We start from the raw sequence: 21,036 nt of genomic DNA on the forward strand, positions 1-21,036 counted from the left end.
AAGGGGGCAGGGAGCAGGAGGAAAGAGGCTTTTTTGATTTTTGCAGAGATGCGGTAATCATAGATTAACCGGACTTGAGATGAAACCCTTTTTGCAGGAAAATTCCAGTATTCTTTCTCCTCTGCTCTCTGCTACCTGCTCCCCTGCCTAAATAAGCGCCTCTACTCAGACAAAATTCGATTGAGATACTGTAAAATTGCCACAGCGATCGCTACACTCAAGATGAAGCATAGCCAGTAACTCTTGGTAATAATTTCTGGTTGATCTAATGCCCATCCACCCAAGGGATGACCAATAAATGAGCCAACAGCCCAGCACAAAGCATTGATAGAAAAATAAACTCCGCGTTGATTTTCCGGGGCTAACTCAGTTACTAAAGAGGCAGCAGATGGGGTATAGGAGACAATCGCTACAGCAAATACTCCTAATGCCAGTATTGCCCAAACCAGATTGTCAGATGGGGCAATGCCGCTTACCCAAATCAGGCCAAAACCAATTGCCCAAAAAATGGCAGAAACAGTAAGCGCGAGTGTGTGTGAGCAGCGTTTTAAAATGCTAGTTACAGGTAACTGGCAGATAATGGCAAACACCAGATGCCAAGCAAATAAAACGCTAATCGTAGTTTGAGCAAATCCTTCGCTAGTACTTTTTATAACAAAGTTTTTGAAGAAAAGCGGCAAAGTACTGTGAATTTGAGAAATATAGATTGTGAAAAATATATTAACTGCTATATAAACTAGGAAACGGCCATCTTTTAATACTGCTATCCAAGAAGCAAAAAGTTCTGTCTTTTCAGATTCTTCTATCTGCTGTTGTTCAGTTTTACTAATTCCTACATAGATAACCCCAAAAAACACTAAAAAAGAGATGGCATCAATCACAAAAAGCCATCGATAACTCCCAATTACTGAGATCAAAAAACCCGCCAGCATAATTCCGATCGCTAACCCAAGATTATCAGCTAGGCGAGCGATCGCAAAAGTTTCCCGGCGATTGTCAATCTGGCTAGCGTCAGCAACAACAGATTCAGCAGCAGGCCAATAGAAACCTATCCCTAAACCACTAATCAAGCTACCAATTACCAAAATCGTAAAATTATCAGTAGCTGCTAAAACCAGAGAACCAATCGCAGAAATCGCCGTGGCTAGCAATAAAGTGCGGCGGCGTCCCCAGTGTTCGGAATCAGCCAATGAACCACCTACAATCCGCCCTACAACGCCGGAAATCGAAGCGCTACCTAAGGCTACCCCAACACTGGTTGCAGATAAACCAACTTGATTGACAAAAAAGATCGGGGCGTAAAACAGAGTACAGCCAGTACCAACTTCCGATAGAAATCTACCAATTGCAAAAATCCATACCTGGGGATGTATCGAAGGCAGCCACGATGATAGCTGCGATTGCGAAGCTAATTTCATAAGTTTAAATGTCATGGCTTCGTGACATTTTTGTAATTCTTATCATTGGCTGCTATTTTCCTCACTCATTCCACAGGGTTTCCACAGGGATTTTAACAGTTTTCCACAGGTTCTCTACGAGCTAATGGGCTTCTTACTCTCCTGTTGGGGATTGTTGATAAACAGTAGTAAGGAACTTAAAGGACTGAGTTCTTATAAAGTTACGTAACGAAAAATGGCTTCAAATACCTATTGTAGCGTTCGCATTTATTTTTTATACACTCGTTTTTAACATTTCGCAGCATTGACAAACCCACCCCCTCTTGGCGCACAATGATTCGGCTTGCTTTTGTAATCCGTTCAACCGTTGGCATCAAATGTGTAAAATATATTACCACCAGATGTAAGCGTAGATTGACGGGCTGGCGAAAGGGCGTGTGAAGTAGCTATAAGCCGCTTCAGCGCAAGCAACTTGTCCCTCTTGATTATCCTCATAGGAGGAAAATCTCATGAAAGCAACGGTTAGCATCTTTACAGAAATTCCTGAAACACTCCACGAATCCTTAAAAAACTACTTAGAAACCCATCCTGATTGGGATGAAAACAGAGTATTGACGGCGGCGCTATCATTGTTTTTACTCCAAAATGGAGATAGCGATCGCCGTGCTGCTCGAGTCTATCTGGAAACTTTATTCCACCACTCCACAGTACAAATGCCCTGTACCGACTCACCCGCAACAGCTAATTTACTAGACACCCCATAGGTACTGGTATGAAGCCTTAATAGGGGCACGGTTTGCCGTGTCCCATTAATGGGATTTTGATCCAAAGCGATCGCTTATATCGGGGTAATATTACAACAAAAAAGAACAGTAGATTTAAAGAGATTCCACTAGTTTCTCTTGTTGCCAAAACTAGTTGGTAATAGTGCAAAATTTAGAATTGAAACAAAACTTGAATATATTTAGCTGACCGTTAGTACTTGTTACATAACGGTTTTATTTTGAATACAAAGATGATCGTAGGGGCGCATTGCCGTGCATTGGTGTCTATCTCATACATTCCAAATTACCATCGGCATTTTGACTTCTTCTATAATTTCTTGATCGTGTTGAAAAGTGTATCTTCAGCAAGATATTGTCAACTTATCTTTGTGTTTTAATTAGCACATATCTATATGTATTTAAGTAATAGTTGAAAGACTTGGAGAATAGATGGCAGAAACTACGTCAAATTCAGAAATGCTATATCGAGTTCTCGGCAGTACAAGAGAAAAAGTTTCCGCCATTGGATTGGGTGGTTGGCATATCGCCTTAAAGCACGTTGATGAGGAACTGGGTATCCGAATTGTTAGAACAGCCATTGAGCGTGGCATTACCTTTATGGATAACAGTTGGGATTACAACGGTGGAGTCAGCGAGATTCGCATGGGAAAGGCGCTGCGTGATGGCTATCGAGATAAAGTGTTCTTGATGACAAAAATCGATGGTCGCTCTAAAAAAGCAGCCGCAAAACAGCTAGACGAATCACTCCAACGCCTGCAAGTTGATTGCATCGATCTCGTTCAGCACCACGAAATCCTTCGGCACGAAGACCCACATCGAGTTTTCGATGAAGAAGGTGCGAATGCTGCCTTGATTGAAGCACGAGAAGCTGGCAAACTCCGATATATTGGTTTTACTGGGCACAAAGACCCCTATGTTCATCTGCACATGCTGGAAGTTGCAGCTGCTAACGGGTTTAAATTTGATACGGCGCAGATGCCGCTCAATGTAATGGATGCCCACTACCGGAGCTTTGAAAAGCTGGTTGTGCCAGAACTGGTTAAACAAAACATTGGCGTTCTGGGAATGAAAAGCTTGGGAAACGGTATTATTTTAAGGTCAAATACTGTAACGCCAATTGAATGTTTACACTATGCTTTGAATCTGCCCACATCAGTTGTGATTACCGGAATTGACAACATGGAGATTCTAGAGCAAACTTTTGAAGCAGTGCGGACGTTCCAGCCAATGAATGACCAGCAGGTGCGATCGCTTTTAGCAAAAACAGCAGAAGCGGCATCATGCGGTAAGTTTGAGCCTTTCAAAACCTCATCAATTTTCGATAGCACTGCTCAAAATCCAGATTGGCTAGGAGAGGAACCACAGCGTCTTCAGCAATTGATGTCAGCCTAATGGTTTTTTATAGGTACAAGAGTGCTACACCTAATTAGTACAGCCAACAACAAACATATTTCTGCTCAATACCCAATACCTAATTTCTTGTATTTGCGATCGCAAACTGACTTAACCTACATATATGCCTTTGATAGAGGTAAATTCAAACGCTCTATTCCATAATTAATTAAAGAGCAAGTATCAGAGACAACTGAACTCAGTCTCAACTACATTTGCATTGCCTTGTAAATTGGATGGTTGCTAATTGTTACAACACATACAGGTTACAAGTTTGATTGCAAATCCTCTTAAATAAACTATCAAAAGTTTTCTGTCTCCGCTTAAATAAAACACCTTTGCCTCATTTCCAAAAGTAGAAATGAGGCAAATTTCTATCTAGCCATATACCCCACAGGTAATTTTTCGTTGGCTATATAGGCAAAGTGTTAGTGCTGTAAGTGCGATCGCTTTTAGGGAAAAGCTTGAATATAGTAATCAATTCAATTAGTTAAAAATACTGAGGTCGATTAAGTAGCAAATTTGATTCAATTAATCAAACAAACGGTTTTGTCATTGTTCCCGTTTGCTTATTAAGTAATGCTACTTACAGAGTGGAACCAAATTTTAGACAACATTTTGCCTGATGAGAGTAATGAGGCATACATCAGTGATGTCTTTGCAAGACCTTTAATAAACGCACTTGGATTTAATCAGCAAGAGCTTTTTCCACAATTTAAGACGGGGACTGGAGCAGTAGATTTTGCTGCGCGTAAGAATGCTGATACTGATATTTTTATATCGTCTAAAATGAATCCCTACTTACTGATTGAAGTCAAAGCACGAGCAACAGGAGCAGGAGCCAAGATTAATTTATCAGAAGGAACTCCTCAATATATACACACTAAAGAGCAAATAAAAAAATATCTACTTGATTCTAAGTGCAATACATCTCACTGGGGCATTATTACTAATTCAGTTCATATTCAATTATTACGGCGACATGGAAAAGTTGTATTTCCTGCCACTCCCAGTATTTTAATTAAAAAAGATAATATTAATGCTATTGTCTCCCATGTTAAATATTTAATTGACAATCCGCCCAAAGCTTTAACTGTTTGTGTTTACAACAACAAAGGAGGTGTGGGCAAAACTACAACAACTGTTAATTTAGCAGCCACTCTTGCACAACAAGGAAAGCGAGTTTTAGTAATTGATTTTGATCCACAACAAGGAGATTTAACTAAATCTCTTGGTTTACAGGTAGGAAAAATCAGTTTATATGATTGTCTATCCGACAGAGATTTAAACATTCACGATACAGTTCAACCATTTACAGTTAAATTTAAATCTAGTAAATCATTACAATTTGACGTTATTCCGGCAGATCCAAAGCTGGGAGGTTTTACAGAGCAAGATTTAGCTACAAGAATTGAAAAGGGGTCTGCTAGGTTAAAAGATGCTCTGAAAGCTTTTATATATGAATATGATTATATATTTATAGACTGTCCGACAAACTGGATGTTTTTTAGTCAAAGTAGTCTTTACGCCTGTGATGCTGTTTTGATACCTACAAAGCACAATAATTTAGCATCCCTAGATAATGCAGCTAAAGTAATTAAAGAGTTAGTACCAAAAGTTAAGGCAGCTAGACGAGATGGTGGGCCAATTGCTTTACCTATATTTTTTAATGGTGAAACTATCACTCTTCCTCAGCTTAAAATAGCCAATCAGGAGATTGAAGCTATTATTACCAAAGAGATCAAAGCATCGAAGTTTAATTTGCTTCCTTATTTTTACCCTAAATATGGAACAGCTGCCAAAGATACAACAATATTTAGTTTGCCAAGTTATGCAATTGTAGCAGGTGCAGCCTTCGCTCGAATTCCAGCAGCCTTTAAGGATTCTACAGCTGCAAAATATTATCTCGAACTAGCTAAGGAGTATTTTATTGTATGAGTGATTTTGATAATATTGGCAAACTAATGCATCTGAAGTTAACTGATCTTAAACCTGGAGAGAAGTTTTCCGAATCTGAATTTATCATCAAAGCAGCAGCAGAAACCGTTTTACAAGTTGATGGGCGAAATTGGATTCCTGTTATTGTTAAAGAAATTGGGGACTATCAATATCAAGTTGTTAGTAATCATTTTGTATATGCAGTTGCTCAAGAAGCTAAGTTAGAGCGAGTCTGGTGCATAGTTATCTCACCAGAATCTCAAAGTATTGAGCAGGCACAAATTTTAGCTAGAGAAGTTTTACCTAAAGTAAATTTGAATACAGCATCACAGGATACTATTTTAGCTGCACTCAAATACTTAATATCAGAACCAAGTAGTGCTTTAAGGGGTGTAGATCCTATTGTTACCACAAAACGAATTGCAGAGTCTAATCGCAAAACTTGGTCTAATTTTAACCCAATTCTTACCTTGAAGTGTGGAATTACTAAAGGCAAAAAGTTGGATGCTCTTGCAAAAGTATTTTTTCTCTCACCATTACAAGCTTTACCACAGTTATCCCCACCAGAAGTTGTGAGTATTAAATCTGCATCAAGAGATGAAGTGTTTATTCGTTTGAGTTATTTATCAAAATCTCAAATAGATGGCTTTGAAGCTATTGATATAGAAAAATCATCTGATATTATATTCAGTGCTAGTAAAGGCAAGTGGAAAAGCTTAAATCCTATCTCTAAACTTGAATGTGGCATTGATACCACAAAAATAAAGACTCTTAAGAAAGTGTTCAGTCTTTAATCTTACTCACCAATTATAGGGATTACCGACACGATTTTCTCAGCTTCACTTACCCTAATCTGCGCCAACCCAAATTGTTCAATTACGGCTGCATTCGTCGTCAAATGTCTACTTACCTCAGCCACCCGGTAATGACTTTCTTGTAAAGCTAAAGCAGCTGGCAATAATAACTGGTCTGCTAAGTGTTCATCCACTGCTGCGCCAGTATGATGAAACTCAAGCAGTTGCTGACAAGCAATTTCTGCAACTGTTTCCGCCGATAACCGTAATCGCCCAAATCCACCAAAGCCAGTCAAGCTGTTCTGATACTGGGCAGTTAAAAAAATACCTGCTCCAGGTGCTATACCTCTTTCTCGCAAAGCGTGTACAGCAACTTTCAAATGTGCTTCCCTTAACAAATTCTCGGCACGATTCGCCATCCGTTGGGGAATATGCGAAGGCAATTCTGTTACCACTGCTAGCCCTCGCACCTGTTGTAAATTTCCCCGTTCTAGCAAGTTAATCCCGTTGAGTTTACCACCGCCATCTATCTGCAACTGTACCTCTCCGCCACCTTTGGGAAACCACCCCCAAGCGCCTAACTTGACTTGGGCTTGTACACCCATGCGTTGCAATATCGGCAAATAAACTTGCTCAATGTACGTCACTGTCGGGCTAAAGTTTACATGAGTTCCACCCTTTAGTGTTACTTGAGAATTGCCAGATGCTAGTGCCAAAGGTAAAAGAATTGTCTGTAAAACTAGAGCGATCGCACCCGCAGAACCACCAACTTGTGCTTTACTAACATCAAAGGTATAAGTTCCAGCTTGCACAGCACTACCTGGGATGAATTCCAGCAGCATTGAACCCAAAGCATCACCTTGTAGTTGGGCATTACAAATTCTCGCCGCAGCCCGAACTGCTGTTAAGTGTTGTGCTGCTAATCCTGGTTTTTTGCGTCCAGCGCGAATGCCTGAAATTCGTATGGGTTCGCCAGTGATGGCCGCTAGACTTAAGGAAGTGCGAAGAACTTGTCCGCCTCCCTCTCCGTAGGAACCGTCAATTTCAATCATGGGCGATTTTGGAATGGTGGATTTTGGGTTATCCCCACGGCTCTTAAAATCAAACCACAAATTATAAACGTCTTACAACTAGTTTTTTGAATACAAGTTACACAAATATACAGAAAAAATTCTGATATGTGTTTTTTATAGATTGCTAATTTTGAATTTGCAATTGAATAACTTTGCTTTTACCAGGATTCATCAACCGATATGGATCAACTATTTCCTTAAATTTTAACTGCTCAGGATCAACAACTTTTCTGCCGCCGTCTTCAATAATATACGTGTGGGGATTGGCAATACTCACACCGTGTTCTTCGTGATAGCAGATAATCTCATTAAGACGTTCTTCGGTGGTGTAGCGCACAAGTTGCAATGCACCAGGAACTACCGCACCGTTCACGCGAAAAAATTCCAAATGCATCATTACCTCATCGCCGAAATGATGATACATCTGCTGTACTAGTTGCAAACTGCGGTCACGAGGAAACATACTTTGTAAATAGGTAACACCAGTATCTACACTCCGGGCATGTAAGGTAGTGTGGTTCCAGCTAAATTCTCCTAAATGTATACCTTTCCCCGCTTCCTCGGCTGGTTTTTCATAAGTAATTTTGCCGCCATATTGCTGCACCAAACCTGGTAAGAATTCCAAACTCGATTCGGCAATTATCAAAGATACTGAGTGAGTTTCTTCAGGAATGTACTCTTGTAGGGCATGAAAGTATTGGGAAATTGGGGATGCAAATACAGAAATCAACTTCTTAATCATGCCATCAGCATTGCCAACAGCTTGACCAAACTTTGCTGCTTTCATAAAGTCGTCAAAGGTGACAATCACTTCTGCCCAAGGATAAGCTGGCCCCAAGGGGATTTCGACTTCGGTGATAATGCCATTAATTCCCCAAGCATGATTCACCTTTTGCACATCGTCACCGCGTAATTCGATCGCACGGGGTTCATCTTCTACAGTTACCACTCGCAGTGCTAGGATATTACCGCGATCGCTTAATAATCCATATTGTATCGAACCAATGCCCCCACTCCCCCCAGCAATAAATCCGCCAATTGTTGCTGTGCGGTATGTGGAGGGGGCCATGCGGATTTCCCAGCCGATTTCTCTGGTTTTTTTATCTATAGCCGCCAACTTCACCCCGGCTTCTACCCGCGCTACGCCCGGCTTTACCCAAAGAATCTCTTGCATCCGCGTCATATCTAAAATTACGCCACCATGCAACGGTACGCATTGCCCATAATTCCCAGTTCCCGCACCCCGCACTGTTACGGGCACACGGTGTTTCGCGCAGGCGGCGGCAACTTTTAAAACCTCTGCTTCATTGACGGGACGCACTACAATATCCCCAACTTTTCCTTCTAGTTTCGGCACAAGTACTGGGCTAAAGCTGTGATAATCCTGGGATAATTTGGCGACTTGGGCGGAGTCGGTGATGGTTTCTATGCCTTCTAGAGCATTAATTAGGGCATTCAATGTCGTCATAGCTTATATCCTTTTTTTAACGCAGAGGGAAGCTCAAAGGTTCTCAGAGAATTAATTCCTCTGCGTTCCTCTGCGTAAACCTTTGCGTTCCTTTGCGTTTTAAAATCCTAGTTTTCTTGTTTGACTGCACTTTCATGCCACTTACTTAATATAAAGTCAGATAAGGTACTCAAGCTGACAAAAATTAATACACCCAACCCAGTTGTGAGAAATAATGCTGCAAACATCCGAGGAATTTGTAAGTTGTAGCTGGAAATTAAAATCCGGTAAGCAATGCCAGATTTTGCCCCACCAGTACCAGCAACAAATTCGGCAACCACTGCGCCAATTAATGCTAAACCACCGCTAATTTTTAAACCACCTAAGAAATAGGGCATGGCGCTAGGTAAACGGAGATACAGCAGAGTTTGCCAGCGAGAAGCTTTGTAAAGTTGAAATAGGTTGAGCAAGTTCCGGTCAACGCTGTTGAGTCCTAGTGTAGTGTTGGATACGATGGGGAAAAAGGCGACTATCCAGGCACAAACAACTAAGGCGGCGAAAGTGTTATTTTTTAACCAGAGGATTATTAGAGGTGCGATCGCAACTATCGGAGTTGTTTGTAAAATTACTGCATAGGGAAATAAACTGCGTTCAATCCATTTACTTTGGGTGAAAAAAATCGCCATTACTAAACCAGAAATAGTCGCAGCAATAAAAGCAACAACTGTGATTTGCAGTGTAATTAATAGTGATGGAAAAAGCTCGTTCCAATCAGTAATTAAAGTTTTAAATACTAATAAAGGGCTAGGGAGAATATAAGGAGGTAGATGTGTTATCCGCACAAATATATCCCATAAAAACAATGCTATAATGCCAACTCCTATCGGTGCCAAAACCTCAGCAGAAAGAAACTTGCTCGATGTTTTTTGTGATTGGCTACGACGGATGAATAACATATACTTAAAAATTTTAAATTGGCGCAAAGCTCATAGCTTTAGCTAGATGTTGAGAAATTTCACGGCAATATTGGTTGTACAGCAATGATGTGCGAAAGTCATCGTTACGGGGGTAAGGGACATCAATTTCTACATCAGCTACAATCCTTCCGGGACTTATCCCCATAACTAGCACGCGATTTGATAAGTACACTGCTTCGTAAATATTGTGAGTAACAAAAACCACCGTCCAGCGTTGTTGAAGCCACAAATTTAGTAAATCACCATTGAGTTTGCTACGAGTAATTTCATCTAATGCGCCAAATGGTTCATCCATTAATAAAACATTTGGCTGAGTAACTAATGCTCTAGCAATTGATACCCGCATTTTCATCCCACCTGATAACTGGCGGGGATAGTTTTCTTCAAAACCTTTTAATCCTACCAGTTCTAATGTCTCGTGTACCAATTTTTGGCTATCTTTTTTAGATATTCTCGCTAACTTTAGCGGTAGGCGTATATTCTCTCTAACGTTAGCCCAAGGCATGAGTGCGGCATCTTGAAAAACAAAAGCCAGTTTTCTTGCTTGCTGAGTTATACCCCAGTCAATACTACCAGAATTCGTGCGCCCCAATCCGGCAATCAGGCGCAAAACTGTACTTTTACCGCACCCGGAGGGGCCAACTAAACTGACAAATTGCGACTCTGGAATTGTTAAATTTAGGTCGTGCAGGGCAACAGTACCATTAGTGTAGACCTTACTAATTTGATTGAGTGTGATAACGGGATTGTTATTCATTCTGTAGATTCAAATTTGACTGTATGAAACAATATGGAAAATATTTTTAATGGTTAATATAATTATCAGTTAAAAGTCAAAGCCGTTGAAAGTATTAATAAGATTTCTTCGAGTCGATGTTAACTAAATATTACTTCAAAATACTGCTAATGTAAATTTAAATGGTATCTATTTGAGTTGAACTGAACAACTTAGTGTTAAAGTAAAGGGTTACAAAAAATAACAAAATTATGAGTAAACTGATAGCATTCGGTTGGTATGGAGGAAAATATAGTCATCTTGACTGGCTTCTACCGCTCTTGTCAAAAAATATTTATAACTACTGAAACTATAGATAAAGATGTAGAAGACTATGCTGCTAATCTCTATAAAAAGACAGGGGGTATAGAGATTGTAGTACTTGATTGTCTTGGTTTTTTACGGCATTTTTTGCACTTGTTTCATCGCTTACGAATGCAGTTTGTGGAGGAATATCAAAAGCTTGTGCTTGCAGAACCCGATAGTGCAGTTAGTCAACCCTTAAAGGAGGCTTTTTTAGCATTACGCCAAGCTGTTGAGAGTGTTGAAGTGGAAATCAACTCAGATGTTGAAACTGAATTGGATACTCCACTTTGAGAAATAGCTAAAAATCTGGAGAATAGCAAGCGGCTTACTTATTGTAATAGCCTACCCCTTTATTCACAAATTGCAAGGTGTATGCTTCTTTGTAGTTAACGTTGGATTTAGAAATTTTAGTATTAACCATGCTGTCAAAGAGTGATTTCCACTTTGCGTCACTCATCGCGCCAATCCCTTGTTTTTCTGCGGCATCAGAAAGGATAATCCCATATTGTTTTAGCTTTTGGATGCTATAGACAAGTTGCTCATCCGTCATTTCTGGATTATCTTTTTTAATTAACTGATTCCCTGGTTGGGGGTTTTCTAGGTAGCTATACCAACCTTTAATTGAGGCATCAACAAATCGCTGCACTAATTCAGGCTTTTTTTCTACTAGTTCTTTTTTGGTTTCAATAGTAGTTGCATAAGGTTGATAACCATAATCTGCTAATAAAAATACCACTGGCTGAAAACCGCCCTGCTTCTCAATAGCAAAGGGTTCAGACGTAATATAACCTTGCTGGGCTGAGTTTTTGTCAATCAAAAAAGGAGCCGGATTAAAGTTGTAAGGGCGTTTTTGATCTTCGGTAAAACCATACTTTGCTTCAAGTAAAGGCCAATAAGTAATATTAGCAGAAGCAGAGACATAAATTGGTTTGCCTTTGAGGTCTGCAAGAGTTTTAATTGCTGGGTTGGGATGTGCAATAAGACACCAGGGGTCTTTCTGGAAAATTGCTGCGACTGTGATTTTGGGAATACCTTGTGCTATGGCATTCACGGCATCTATGCCATAACCCATGAAGAAATCTACCGCATCCCCCATCAACAATTGAGTACCACTGGGAACCTGGGGGCCACCCATTTTGATGGTGACATCTAAACCATAGTCTTTATAAATACCAGTGGCGATCGCCTGGTAAAATCCTCCGTGTTCTGCTTGTGCTATCCAGTTTGTGCCAAATGTAACTTTATTCAACTGAGAATTGCTAGTTGATGGTTGGTTGCTGTTAGTACAACCAGCAATAAAACTACTACTAATCCAGATAGAACCGCATTGAATAAAATTGCGGCGACTAAGGCGATGAACTGCTGTTGATGAGGATGATGACGGATTCATAAAACAGGATGATATTCTCTTCTATTTGCCGTTGTAACTGAATCTAAATGTACATTCTAGAATCAACTTTTGATTCACCAGCGAATAGGGCTGAATTTCTAAAGCAGCTTTAAAAGCTTTGATAGCTTCACCATACTCTCCTAGTGCTGCATAACACAAACCCATACCGTGAAGTGCCCCAAAATGTATCGGATTTATCTGTATAACCATCTGACAATCTGCTAAAGATTTTTGATAATCTCCAATACTGTAATACAGAAAAGCTCTGCGATTCCAAGCTTCTGCAAAATCTGGCTGGTCTTTGATTAGTGCTGTCAGTGCTGTTTCGGCTTCAGTAATTTCACCTGCATCGAGTAACTTTTGACTGCGATCGATTATTTCCAGCCCATAAATTCCCTTTTGCTGAAACCAAATCCGCCAGATTTTTCTGGTTGCTTTTTCGCGGACTGTGGCATCGGGGTTTTTCAACTCTTCAAGTAAGGAATTGATAGGTAAAGAATCCATGAATTTGAAATCAGTGAATATACGTTTGTATTAACTTTCTCACAAAATATATCTATTAAATGATTTTTAAAGTCATCTTTAAAATTGCGCTAATTTATTGCTAATTATGAATTTTCTGTGTGATTTATTGTGTTCAGTATACGACTAATACCACACTCGACATCTAGAATCATCAAAATAAAAACTAACTAGTGGTCTATCGCATTAAATTTGATGAGTTTGTAGTAAGCACTTCAGTGCTTCAGAATCTAGCACTAAAATCTTGACTACGAACTTTTTTACCTCTCATAACTAATGGGATAGATTACTAGGGACAGTTGAAAATACCTAGTACACCAAGTAACCATTTAAAATTTCTAAATTGCAATGTGATTGGCACTCATTCTGGAAGAAACTGGTAGGATGTTTCCCAAATTGGTGACACGATCTGTTTTGTAGGTGTTTTTGCCACTAATTGGTGGTGTAACCGATGATTTGGCTGCGATCGCTAATCCCAATAAACTTTGAACAATCAACTTATGATTGGGTATGCTACACAATTTTTAGTAAACTAAATATCTATTAATATCTTCAAGCCTTCCTAACGCGGCGGAGGCATTGAGCAAAACAGACACAATTGATTGTATAAAAGTTATGGCGCTCATAGTTCAGAAATACGGTGGTACATCTGTCGGTTCAGTCGAACGTATTCAAGCTGTTGCACAACGCGTTTACAAAACTGTTAAAGCTGGAAACTCGCTTATCGTAGTGGTTTCGGCAATGGGCAAAACCACCGATGGACTCGTCAAACTAGCTAATGAAATTTCTTCAAATCCTAACCGCCGGGAAATGGATATGCTGCTTTCCACTGGAGAACAAGTTACCATCGCCTTACTTAGTATGGCTTTGCAGGAACTCGGACAACCAGCAATTTCCATGACTGGCGCTCAGGTAGGAATTGTTACTGAAGCCGAACACAGCCGCGCTCGGATTTTACATATTGAAACTACTCGCCTAACTCGCCACATAAATGCAGGTAAAGTAGTTGTAGTAGCAGGCTTTCAAGGCACATCCAACGCCGGAGAAATGGAAATTACAACTTTGGGGCGTGGTGGTTCTGACACATCGGCGGTGGCGATCGCAGCCGCATTACAAGCCAATTTTTGTGAAATTTATACAGACGTTCCTGGGATTTTAACTACAGACCCCCGCTTAGTTGCCGAAGCCCAGTTGATGGATGACATCACCTGCGATGAAATGTTGGAACTAGCTAGCTTAGGGGCAAAAGTGCTACATCCCCGCGCTGTGGAAATCGCTCGTAACTATGGCGTCCCCTTAGTAGTTAGGTCTAGCTGGACGGATGCTCCCGGTACTTGGGTAACATCAGCCAAACCCCAAGGGCGATCGCTAATCAATCTAGAAATTGCCCTGCCAGTGGATGCTGTAGAATTTGACACAAACCAAGCAAAGGTAGCTTTGTTGCGCGTACCTGATAAACCAGGCGTAGCAGCTAGGTTATTTGGCGAAATTTCTCGGCAAAAAGTAGATGTAGATTTAATTATTCAGTCAGTTCATGAAGGTAACAGTAATGACATTGCCTTTACTGTTACTACACCAATATTAAAACGGGCAGAAGCAGTAGCAGCAGCGATCGCCCCAGCACTGAGGAGTCAATCTAACCCCAAATCTGACGAAGCCGAGGTAATGGTAGAACATAACATTGCCAAAGTCAGTATCGCAGGCGCAGGAATGATTGGGCGCCCTGGTGTAGCTGCAAAGATGTTCGCCACCTTAGCTGAAGCAGGCGTGAACATCCAGATGATTTCCACCAGCGAAGTGAAAGTAAGCTGCGTAGTCAATGCAACCGAATGCGATCGCGCCGTCAACGCACTCCGCAGCGCCTTTGAGATAGAGGCAGGGGGGCAGGGAGCAGGGGGAGCAGGGGAAGCAGGGGAGGTAGAGGGAGCAGGGGAAGATAAATTAATTTTTTTATCCTCACCACTCCCCACTCCCCACTCCCCACTCCCCACTTCTCCCGTTCGTGGTGTAGCTCTCGATTTGAACCAAGCGCGTCTTGCTATTCGTCAATTACCAGATCGGCCGGGGATGGCGGCGAAGCTGTTTGGATTATTAGCGCAGCATAATATCAGCGTTGATATGATTATCCAATCTCAGCGTTGTCGAGTGATTGATGGTGTCCCCAGACGAGATATTGCTTTTACAGTCTCGCGGATAGACGGGGAAAGTGCAAAAAAAATGCTTACCCAAGTAGCAGCAGAATTAGGATGGGGTGAAGTTGTTTTAGATAGTGCGATCGCTAAAGTGAGTATTGTAGGTGCAGGTATGGTGGGACAACCAGGTATAGCCGCCAAAATGTTTGAAGCACTAGCCGAATACCAAATTAATATTCAAATGATTGCCACCTCAGAAATAAAAATTAGCTGTGTCGTGGCACAAGAGCAAGGTGTTAAAGCTTTGCAAGTCATTCATGCTGCTTTTGGATTAGCTGGTAGTGAGAAATTTGTCGTGCCAGCGTAGAACTAAATTTGGAATTTTTAACAAGAAAAAATTCAGGAGTTAGGAGCCAGAATTCAATATGAATTCTGTGCAATTGGCGGATACACAGCATCAAGTTACGTCTTTTTTCTGCCCAAATATGTTGATTTTCAATCTTCTATATGGGGTTATGAATAACTCAAACTTCTATTTTCCACTCCATTGAAGGATTAGGTGTCATGAGGCAATACACTTGGGTTAAGGATTTTTGGTATTGATTTCAGCATGTAGAGACGCGAAATTTCGCGTCTCTACTCAACGGTATTGTGTCATGAGGGGGATTGCTAAAAAATCAAGATTAAAATATCCCCCCTACCTACTCACTTCTTTTACCAAATGTCGTTTAATGTACAAATTTTACTCAAGTCTGGTAATATGTAACCGTATTAAGTTTTTAATATTTTATTAATTAAGAACCATATTAGTAGTAATATGCCACATTAGCTAATAATTAATACTTTTACCTGCCAGAATGGCATTATTTTTTTTAATAAATATTTCTTTAAATAAAATCACCAGTAAAAACACCTAAGGTATAATAAAACAATTTATTAAACTGTATTTATATTAATGAATAGTCATTTACTAAATGGAAATTATCGAATACTAAAAATTCTGAATGATAATGAAAAGGTAAAAACCTATTTAGTTGAAGATATTAATATTGCTGGCAGCCAATTTATAGTAAAGCAGTTACGTTCTGCTAGTAGCAGTCCTCAAACTTTAACAATTCTACGCCGCTTGTATGACAGCAAGGCAGCAACTTTAGAAAAATTAGGGCAAGAAAACGATAAAATTCAAAAGCTTATAACTTCTTTTGAAGAAAATGAAGAATTTTATGTAGTCCAAGAATTTATAGTCGGTAATCCTTTAACTGACGAAATTCTCCAGGGGCAACTTTTGAGTGAAGACCAAGTAATTAGTCTTTTATCAGATATATTAGAAATTTTGGTAATTGTACATAGCTATGGCGTGATTCATCGGGATATTAATCCAGCTAATATCATTCGTCGTGAATCAGATAAAAAGTTAATTTTGGTTGATTTTAGTACTGTTAATCAAGCCATCACTAATACCGTTAACAATCTCGAATATATACCGATAGAACAAATTAACGGCAATCTTAAATACAATAGCGATATATATGCTTTGGGTATGGTTGCGATCACAGCACTTCTAGGTTTATCTGAAAACGATATATCTAATTTGCGAACTCGCAAAAATCGACTGACGGGTGAAACAGTTTGGCAGAACAAAAATTTAAAAATTAACAGAAAATTAGCCAGAATTATTAATAAAATGGTGCGTTTTGACTATCGTAAACGTTACCAGTATGCAACTGAAGTTTTAGACGATCTGAAAAACCTCACAAATGTTGATCGCGATCGGGAAAAACAGCATCAGAAAAAACTACTATTAGTTCTAACGGGGGTAGTTAGCTGCATCATACTTGGCGTTGGAGCGTGGCAATTGAAGTTGCTAAAACCTCTAATAAATGCCCAACAAACATTATACCAAGAGGGAATCAATAAATATGATGAAGGAAACTATGAAGGAGCAATTGAAGATTTTAATCAGGCGATTGAATTAGATCCAAAAAACGCTCTGGCTTATAATAGGCGAGGCGATGCTTATTATCGATTAGGAGATTACGAGCAAGCACAAGCAGATTCTAGCCAAGCTATTTTGCTCAATCCTCAAGATGCTAATGCCTATTTTGATCGAGGATTTGCTTTGTCTGAATTAGGCAAGTACAAAGAAGCGATCGCAGACTATACCCAAGCGATTAAATTAAATTCTAAAGATGCTTATGCTTACTATGGCCGGGGGTTAGCCCGTACTCAACTGAAGGATAATAAAGGGGCAATTGGAGATTTTAACAAAGCGATCGCTCTCAAGCCTCAGTATACCGAAGCCTACTTGCAGCGAGGGATTATTCGCCGTCGCCTCAGACAAAGACTTGAAGCAATCCAAGATTTTGATACAGTAATTAAAATTAATCCTACCGATGCTAAAGCTTATTATCAAAGAGCTTTAACTCAATCTATTAATAAGCAAAAATATGCAGCTTTGAAAGATTATACAGACGCAATTAATATCAATCCTAAATACATCGAAGCTTATCTTAATCGTGGTGATGTTTACAGCGATCTGGGAGATAACCTAGAAGCTACTGAAGATTACAACGCTATTTTACAGATTGATCCTAAATTTACTGCTGCTTACATCCACAGAGGTATTCACCGCTTTTCTTTCGGAGATTATAAAGGCGCTATTGAAGATTACACTGAAGCGCTGAAACTAGATTCTAATAATTTAGCAGCTTATAATAACCGTGGTAATGCCTATCTCGAACTAGGAAATAAAAAAGCTGCAAATCAAGATTATTCACGAGCGATCGCAATTAATCCTAACAATGCCTTAGCCTATTATAACCGGGGCGTGATTCGCACTAAGCAGAAAAATAAACAGGGAGCGATCGCAGATTTCAGAAAAGCTGCAAAATTATTCCAACAGCAAGGTGAAAAAGATAGTTATCAAGATGCACAAAGAGAAATTGCAATTTTGCAAAATAATTCAGTACCAGCGAAAGCTAGCCGCCCTAAATCTGGAAAAAGAGAAAAAAATTGAGCTATGACTCAATACAGTAACACCATTTTAAGAGATATTTTAAAAGTCCTCTAGTCGGTAGCAAAACGTTTTAGATCCCCGTAAACTACCCTTAAAAAGGGGAATTTAGATTCAGTTCCCCCTTTTTTAAGGGGGGTTGGGGGGATCTTTTGGGGTAAAATATTACTAACACCAAGCGCATTGCAATATGTTTATTCACCCTAATAAACCTTAAGCTTTGACATTTTATGTGTCCTTGTAGACTAATAACTTATCGCTCAACATGAGTCATAGTGTTTTTCCACGACTCAATTAGGATGGCTATATGTTAACTCTTATCACTTTTCATCCAGACAAAGTGGAATTATTCAACAGTAATCATGTCGATGTGGTACTAAAACAAATTGATAGTTCTCGCAATATTTGGTTGCGCTGTATTCACTTCCGCGATCGCACTGGAACAGCCAAAATTATTAAGCACTTTGGTCTTAATCCATCGCGTGTTAATATGGTTTTCAACCATTCCCCTGTAGGAATTGATGAAGACGTAGAAGATTGTTTATTTGACAGTTATGAAATATTAACTCCTCAAATAAAAAATCACGAGTTTGAGGTTGCTCGTGGCAATATTGTGCTGGGGAATAATTTTATTATTACCTTTGAAATCACTGAATTAAAAGCTTTAAGTATTTTAGCTAATAATCTACAAAAACGAACTAAAGATATTGAAACGTTAGGAATTGACTATGTTTTTTATCTTATTTTTAAAGAGACTTTGAATAATTACCATACTGTATTTGACTATATTTCTAGAAAGCTTGATGATTTAGAAGATGAAGTTTTAGATAATTCTGGTGATGAATTAACATACCAAAAAATTGCCACGATGAGGCAATCGACTCGTTCAGGACGCCGTAATTTTCAAAGCATCAAGTCACTGATGGCTATTATGGATTACGAAGATTTCCAATGGATAACCCAACCAGTGAAGGAATTATTCAATCAAGAATTAGTTCATCACGTAGATAAACTTTGGCAAGAATATCAAGCATTGAGAGCCTGGATGTCAGAATTAATGGAAATTCAACGCGATAATATTGCTAGCAAAACCGGTGAACGAATTAATCGTCTAACTATTCTCTCAACCATATTTTTACCAATTACTTTTATATCTGGTTTCTATGGCATGAACTTCAAATATATGCCGGAATTAGAACAACCTTGGTTTTATCCTGCTGTGATATGCGTGATGGCATTAATTGTAATTGGTAGTATTGCTTATGCTAAAAAGCAACGTTGGTTGTAATGTCTTTTAGGTTACAGACATTGGTCAAATAGTAAAATTTAAATCTCGTTTAACATTGCTATATGCTTTCTGTAAGTAGACTGAATCAACCCTAAATTGGTAAATAAACGTGAATATTCCATTGATTATTCGTGCTGAAGAACACAACGAGAAAACAGCAATTGCTACAACAGATAGAGCATTTACCTATCGAGATTTGCTGCACACTTCTGGTCAAATAGCAACAGGTCTTCTTAATAATTCAGAAGATTTACAGGAGCAGCGAGTTGCCTTTCTCATCCCGCCTGGGTTTGAGTATGTAGCCACTCAATGGGGAATTTGGCGGGCTGGTGGTATAGCTGTACCTCTGTGTATTTCCCACCCGCGCCCAGAATTAGAGTATGTAATTACCAATTCTGGAGCATCGATTATTATTGCTCATCCTAATTTTGAAGATATACTGCGTAGTTTAGCGCCGCAGGCATCGCTTGCCGAAGAACACAATTTAAGATTTATCCTCACCTCAGAAACGCCCCCATATAATATTGGTCGTCTCCCAGAGATAGATATTACTAGACGCGCCTTAATTCTCTACACTAGCGGTACAACAGGTAAACCCAAAGGTGTAGTTACAACCCATCAAAATATTCAAGCGCAAGTCACTAGCTTAACTACCGCTTGGGAATGGAGATCAAGCGATCGCATTTTACATATCCTGCCATTACATCATATTCATGGGATTGTTAACGTCCTGACTTGTGCTTTATGGGCTGGCGCAGAGTGTCAGATGTTGAGCAAGTTTGATGCCGAAACTGTTTGGAACCGAATTTGTGACGGTAACTTAACCCTATTTATGGCAGTACCAACAATTTATGTAAAGCTCATTGCTGCTTGGGATGCCTTTAAGGAACGCCAAAAAAGTATGTCAGCAGGCTGTGCTAAGATGCGCTTGATGGTTTCTGGCTCGGCAGCTTTACCAGTTCAAGTTTTAGAAAAGTGGCAAACCATCAGCGGCCATTTTCTGCTTGAGCGATATGGCATGACTGAAATTGGTATGGCGCTATCAAATCCTTTACACGGTGAACGGTTGGCTGGATATGTCGGGAAGCCACTACCTGAAGTTGAAGTGAGATTAGTAGATGAAAATGGAGAGTTAGTTCCAGCCGGAACACCAGGAGAAATCCAAGTTAAAGGGCCTGGAGTGTTTATAGAATATTGGCAAAACCCCCAAGCAACCGCCAAAGCCTTCCAAGATGGCTGGTTTCGTACTGGAGATACCGCAGTAGTGGAGAATGGCAACTACCGCATTCTGGGCCGGATGAGTGTGGATATTATCAAAACGGGAGGGTATAAAGTTTCGGCTCTGGAAATTGAAGAAGTATTGCGATCGCATCCAGATATTCAGGAATGTGCAGTGGTTGGGGTTGCCGATCCAGAGTGGGGTGAACGGGTTTGTGCGGCGTTAGTATTGCAAGGGTCACAACCTTTAACATTAGAATCTTTAAGGAGTTGGGCAAAAGAGCGATTGGCAGTCTATAAAGTGCCAACCCAAATTTTGATAGTTGAAGAGTTACCACGCAACGCTATGGGGAAAGTTACTAAGCCGACAGTGGTTGAATTATTTCGAGGATAGCGATCATCAACGCCTAATTAGCCCTCTTTCATCAGTTTTGGAAAAATTAACGAATTTTCGACATTGTTAACTAATGAAAAATTAAGGTTTCACTCCAGAGTGCCCGAAGAGGGTTAGACCTGGAGTTTCAAACCTCGCCTCGTAATTCCTTAAACTTAAGTAAATCCTTAGTCACTAAGATTGTTTTGGAATATA

The 21,036-nt window shown here is 39.8% G+C and carries 16 protein-coding genes and 1 pseudogene; 9 read left to right on the plus strand and 8 right to left on the minus strand.

What is annotated here, in order from left to right:
• Window positions 1-161: 161 nt before the first annotated feature.
• Window positions 162-1,418 carry an MDR family MFS transporter gene (locus tag RMZ43_RS34440; RefSeq protein WP_322653083.1) on the minus strand — a complete coding sequence of 419 codons (1,257 nt, stop codon included), beginning with the start codon at window positions 1,416-1,418 and terminating at the stop codon, window positions 162-164.
• A gap of 488 nt (window positions 1,419-1,906) precedes the next feature.
• On the opposite strand from RMZ43_RS34440, the pseudogene RMZ43_RS34445 reads away from it, so the two are divergent.
• The 4 genes and pseudogenes from RMZ43_RS34445 to RMZ43_RS34460 form a co-directional block, all read left to right on the plus strand.
• Window positions 1,907-2,098 (plus strand): annotated as a pseudogene (locus RMZ43_RS34445) (DUF2811 domain-containing protein); the annotation flags it as partial.
• A gap of 513 nt (window positions 2,099-2,611) precedes the next feature.
• Window positions 2,612-3,574, plus strand: a complete 963-nt coding sequence (locus tag RMZ43_RS34450; protein ID WP_322653084.1) for an aldo/keto reductase — start codon at window positions 2,612-2,614, stop codon at window positions 3,572-3,574.
• Window positions 3,575-4,153: 579 nt separating this feature from the next.
• Window positions 4,154-5,512, plus strand: a complete 1,359-nt coding sequence (locus RMZ43_RS34455) for an AAA family ATPase (protein WP_322653085.1) — start codon at window positions 4,154-4,156, stop codon at window positions 5,510-5,512.
• Window positions 5,509-6,306 carry a Rho termination factor gene (locus RMZ43_RS34460; RefSeq protein ID WP_322653086.1) on the plus strand — a complete coding sequence of 266 codons (798 nt, stop codon included), beginning with the start codon at window positions 5,509-5,511 and terminating at the stop codon, window positions 6,304-6,306. The genes RMZ43_RS34455 and RMZ43_RS34460 overlap by 4 nt, the downstream gene beginning before the upstream one ends.
• Window positions 6,307-6,308: 2 nt before the next feature.
• Here RMZ43_RS34460 and rtcA read toward each other — a convergent pair whose 3' ends face one another.
• The 4 genes from rtcA to RMZ43_RS34480 all read right to left on the minus strand — a co-directional run bounded on the left by rtcA (window position 6,309) and on the right by RMZ43_RS34480 (window position 10,560).
• Complete coding sequence (gene rtcA / locus RMZ43_RS34465; RefSeq protein WP_322653087.1) at window positions 6,309-7,358, minus strand: RNA 3'-terminal phosphate cyclase; 1,050 nt, start codon at window positions 7,356-7,358, stop codon at window positions 6,309-6,311.
• Between the two features lie 145 nt (window positions 7,359-7,503).
• On the minus strand, window positions 7,504-8,847 hold the full coding sequence (locus RMZ43_RS34470; protein ID WP_322653088.1) for an FAD-binding oxidoreductase: 1,344 nt from the start codon (window positions 8,845-8,847) through the stop codon (window positions 7,504-7,506).
• A 107-nt stretch (window positions 8,848-8,954) separates the two neighbouring features.
• Window positions 8,955-9,782 carry an ABC transporter permease gene (locus RMZ43_RS34475; protein ID WP_322653089.1) on the minus strand — a complete coding sequence of 276 codons (828 nt, stop codon included), beginning with the start codon at window positions 9,780-9,782 and terminating at the stop codon, window positions 8,955-8,957.
• A gap of 13 nt (window positions 9,783-9,795) precedes the next feature.
• Window positions 9,796-10,560 carry an ABC transporter ATP-binding protein gene (locus RMZ43_RS34480; RefSeq protein ID WP_322653090.1) on the minus strand — a complete coding sequence of 255 codons (765 nt, stop codon included), beginning with the start codon at window positions 10,558-10,560 and terminating at the stop codon, window positions 9,796-9,798.
• A 258-nt stretch (window positions 10,561-10,818) separates the two neighbouring features.
• On the opposite strand from RMZ43_RS34480, the gene RMZ43_RS34485 reads away from it, so the two are divergent.
• Window positions 10,819-11,175, plus strand: coding sequence for a hypothetical protein (locus RMZ43_RS34485; RefSeq protein ID WP_322653091.1), 357 nt, complete (start codon window positions 10,819-10,821; stop codon window positions 11,173-11,175).
• 34 nt (window positions 11,176-11,209) lie between these two features.
• On the opposite strand, the gene RMZ43_RS34490 is transcribed toward RMZ43_RS34485, so the two are convergent.
• The 3 genes from RMZ43_RS34490 to RMZ43_RS34500 form a co-directional block, all read right to left on the minus strand.
• Window positions 11,210-12,274 (minus strand): ABC transporter substrate-binding protein, encoded by a 1,065-nt coding sequence (locus tag RMZ43_RS34490; protein WP_322653092.1) that lies wholly within the window; start codon window positions 12,272-12,274, stop codon window positions 11,210-11,212.
• A gap of 21 nt (window positions 12,275-12,295) precedes the next feature.
• Entirely contained in the window at window positions 12,296-12,778 is a 483-nt protein-coding gene (locus RMZ43_RS34495) for a tetratricopeptide repeat protein (protein ID WP_322651570.1), read from the minus strand.
• 356 nt (window positions 12,779-13,134) lie between these two features.
• Window positions 13,135-13,293, minus strand: coding sequence for a hypothetical protein (locus RMZ43_RS34500; protein ID WP_322653093.1), 159 nt, complete (start codon window positions 13,291-13,293; stop codon window positions 13,135-13,137).
• A gap of 118 nt (window positions 13,294-13,411) precedes the next feature.
• Between RMZ43_RS34500 and RMZ43_RS34505 the strand changes: the two genes are divergently transcribed.
• From RMZ43_RS34505 to RMZ43_RS34520, 4 genes are all read left to right on the plus strand, one after another.
• Window positions 13,412-15,295 carry an aspartate kinase gene (locus RMZ43_RS34505; protein ID WP_322653094.1) on the plus strand — a complete coding sequence of 628 codons (1,884 nt, stop codon included), beginning with the start codon at window positions 13,412-13,414 and terminating at the stop codon, window positions 15,293-15,295.
• Between the two features lie 588 nt (window positions 15,296-15,883).
• Window positions 15,884-17,944, plus strand: coding sequence for a tetratricopeptide repeat protein (locus RMZ43_RS34510; protein WP_322653095.1), 2,061 nt, complete (start codon window positions 15,884-15,886; stop codon window positions 17,942-17,944).
• 304 nt (window positions 17,945-18,248) lie between these two features.
• Entirely contained in the window at window positions 18,249-19,229 is a 981-nt protein-coding gene (locus tag RMZ43_RS34515; protein ID WP_322651566.1) for a magnesium transporter CorA family protein, read from the plus strand.
• A 109-nt stretch (window positions 19,230-19,338) separates the two neighbouring features.
• On the plus strand, window positions 19,339-20,841 hold the full coding sequence (locus tag RMZ43_RS34520; RefSeq protein ID WP_322653096.1) for an acyl-CoA synthetase: 1,503 nt from the start codon (window positions 19,339-19,341) through the stop codon (window positions 20,839-20,841).
• The last annotated feature ends 195 nt before the right edge of the window (window positions 20,842-21,036 follow it).

The organism is Nostoc sp. CmiVER01 (genome assembly GCF_034531135.2).
In the GTDB taxonomy this organism is placed as follows: domain Bacteria; phylum Cyanobacteriota; class Cyanobacteriia; order Cyanobacteriales; family Nostocaceae; genus Nostoc.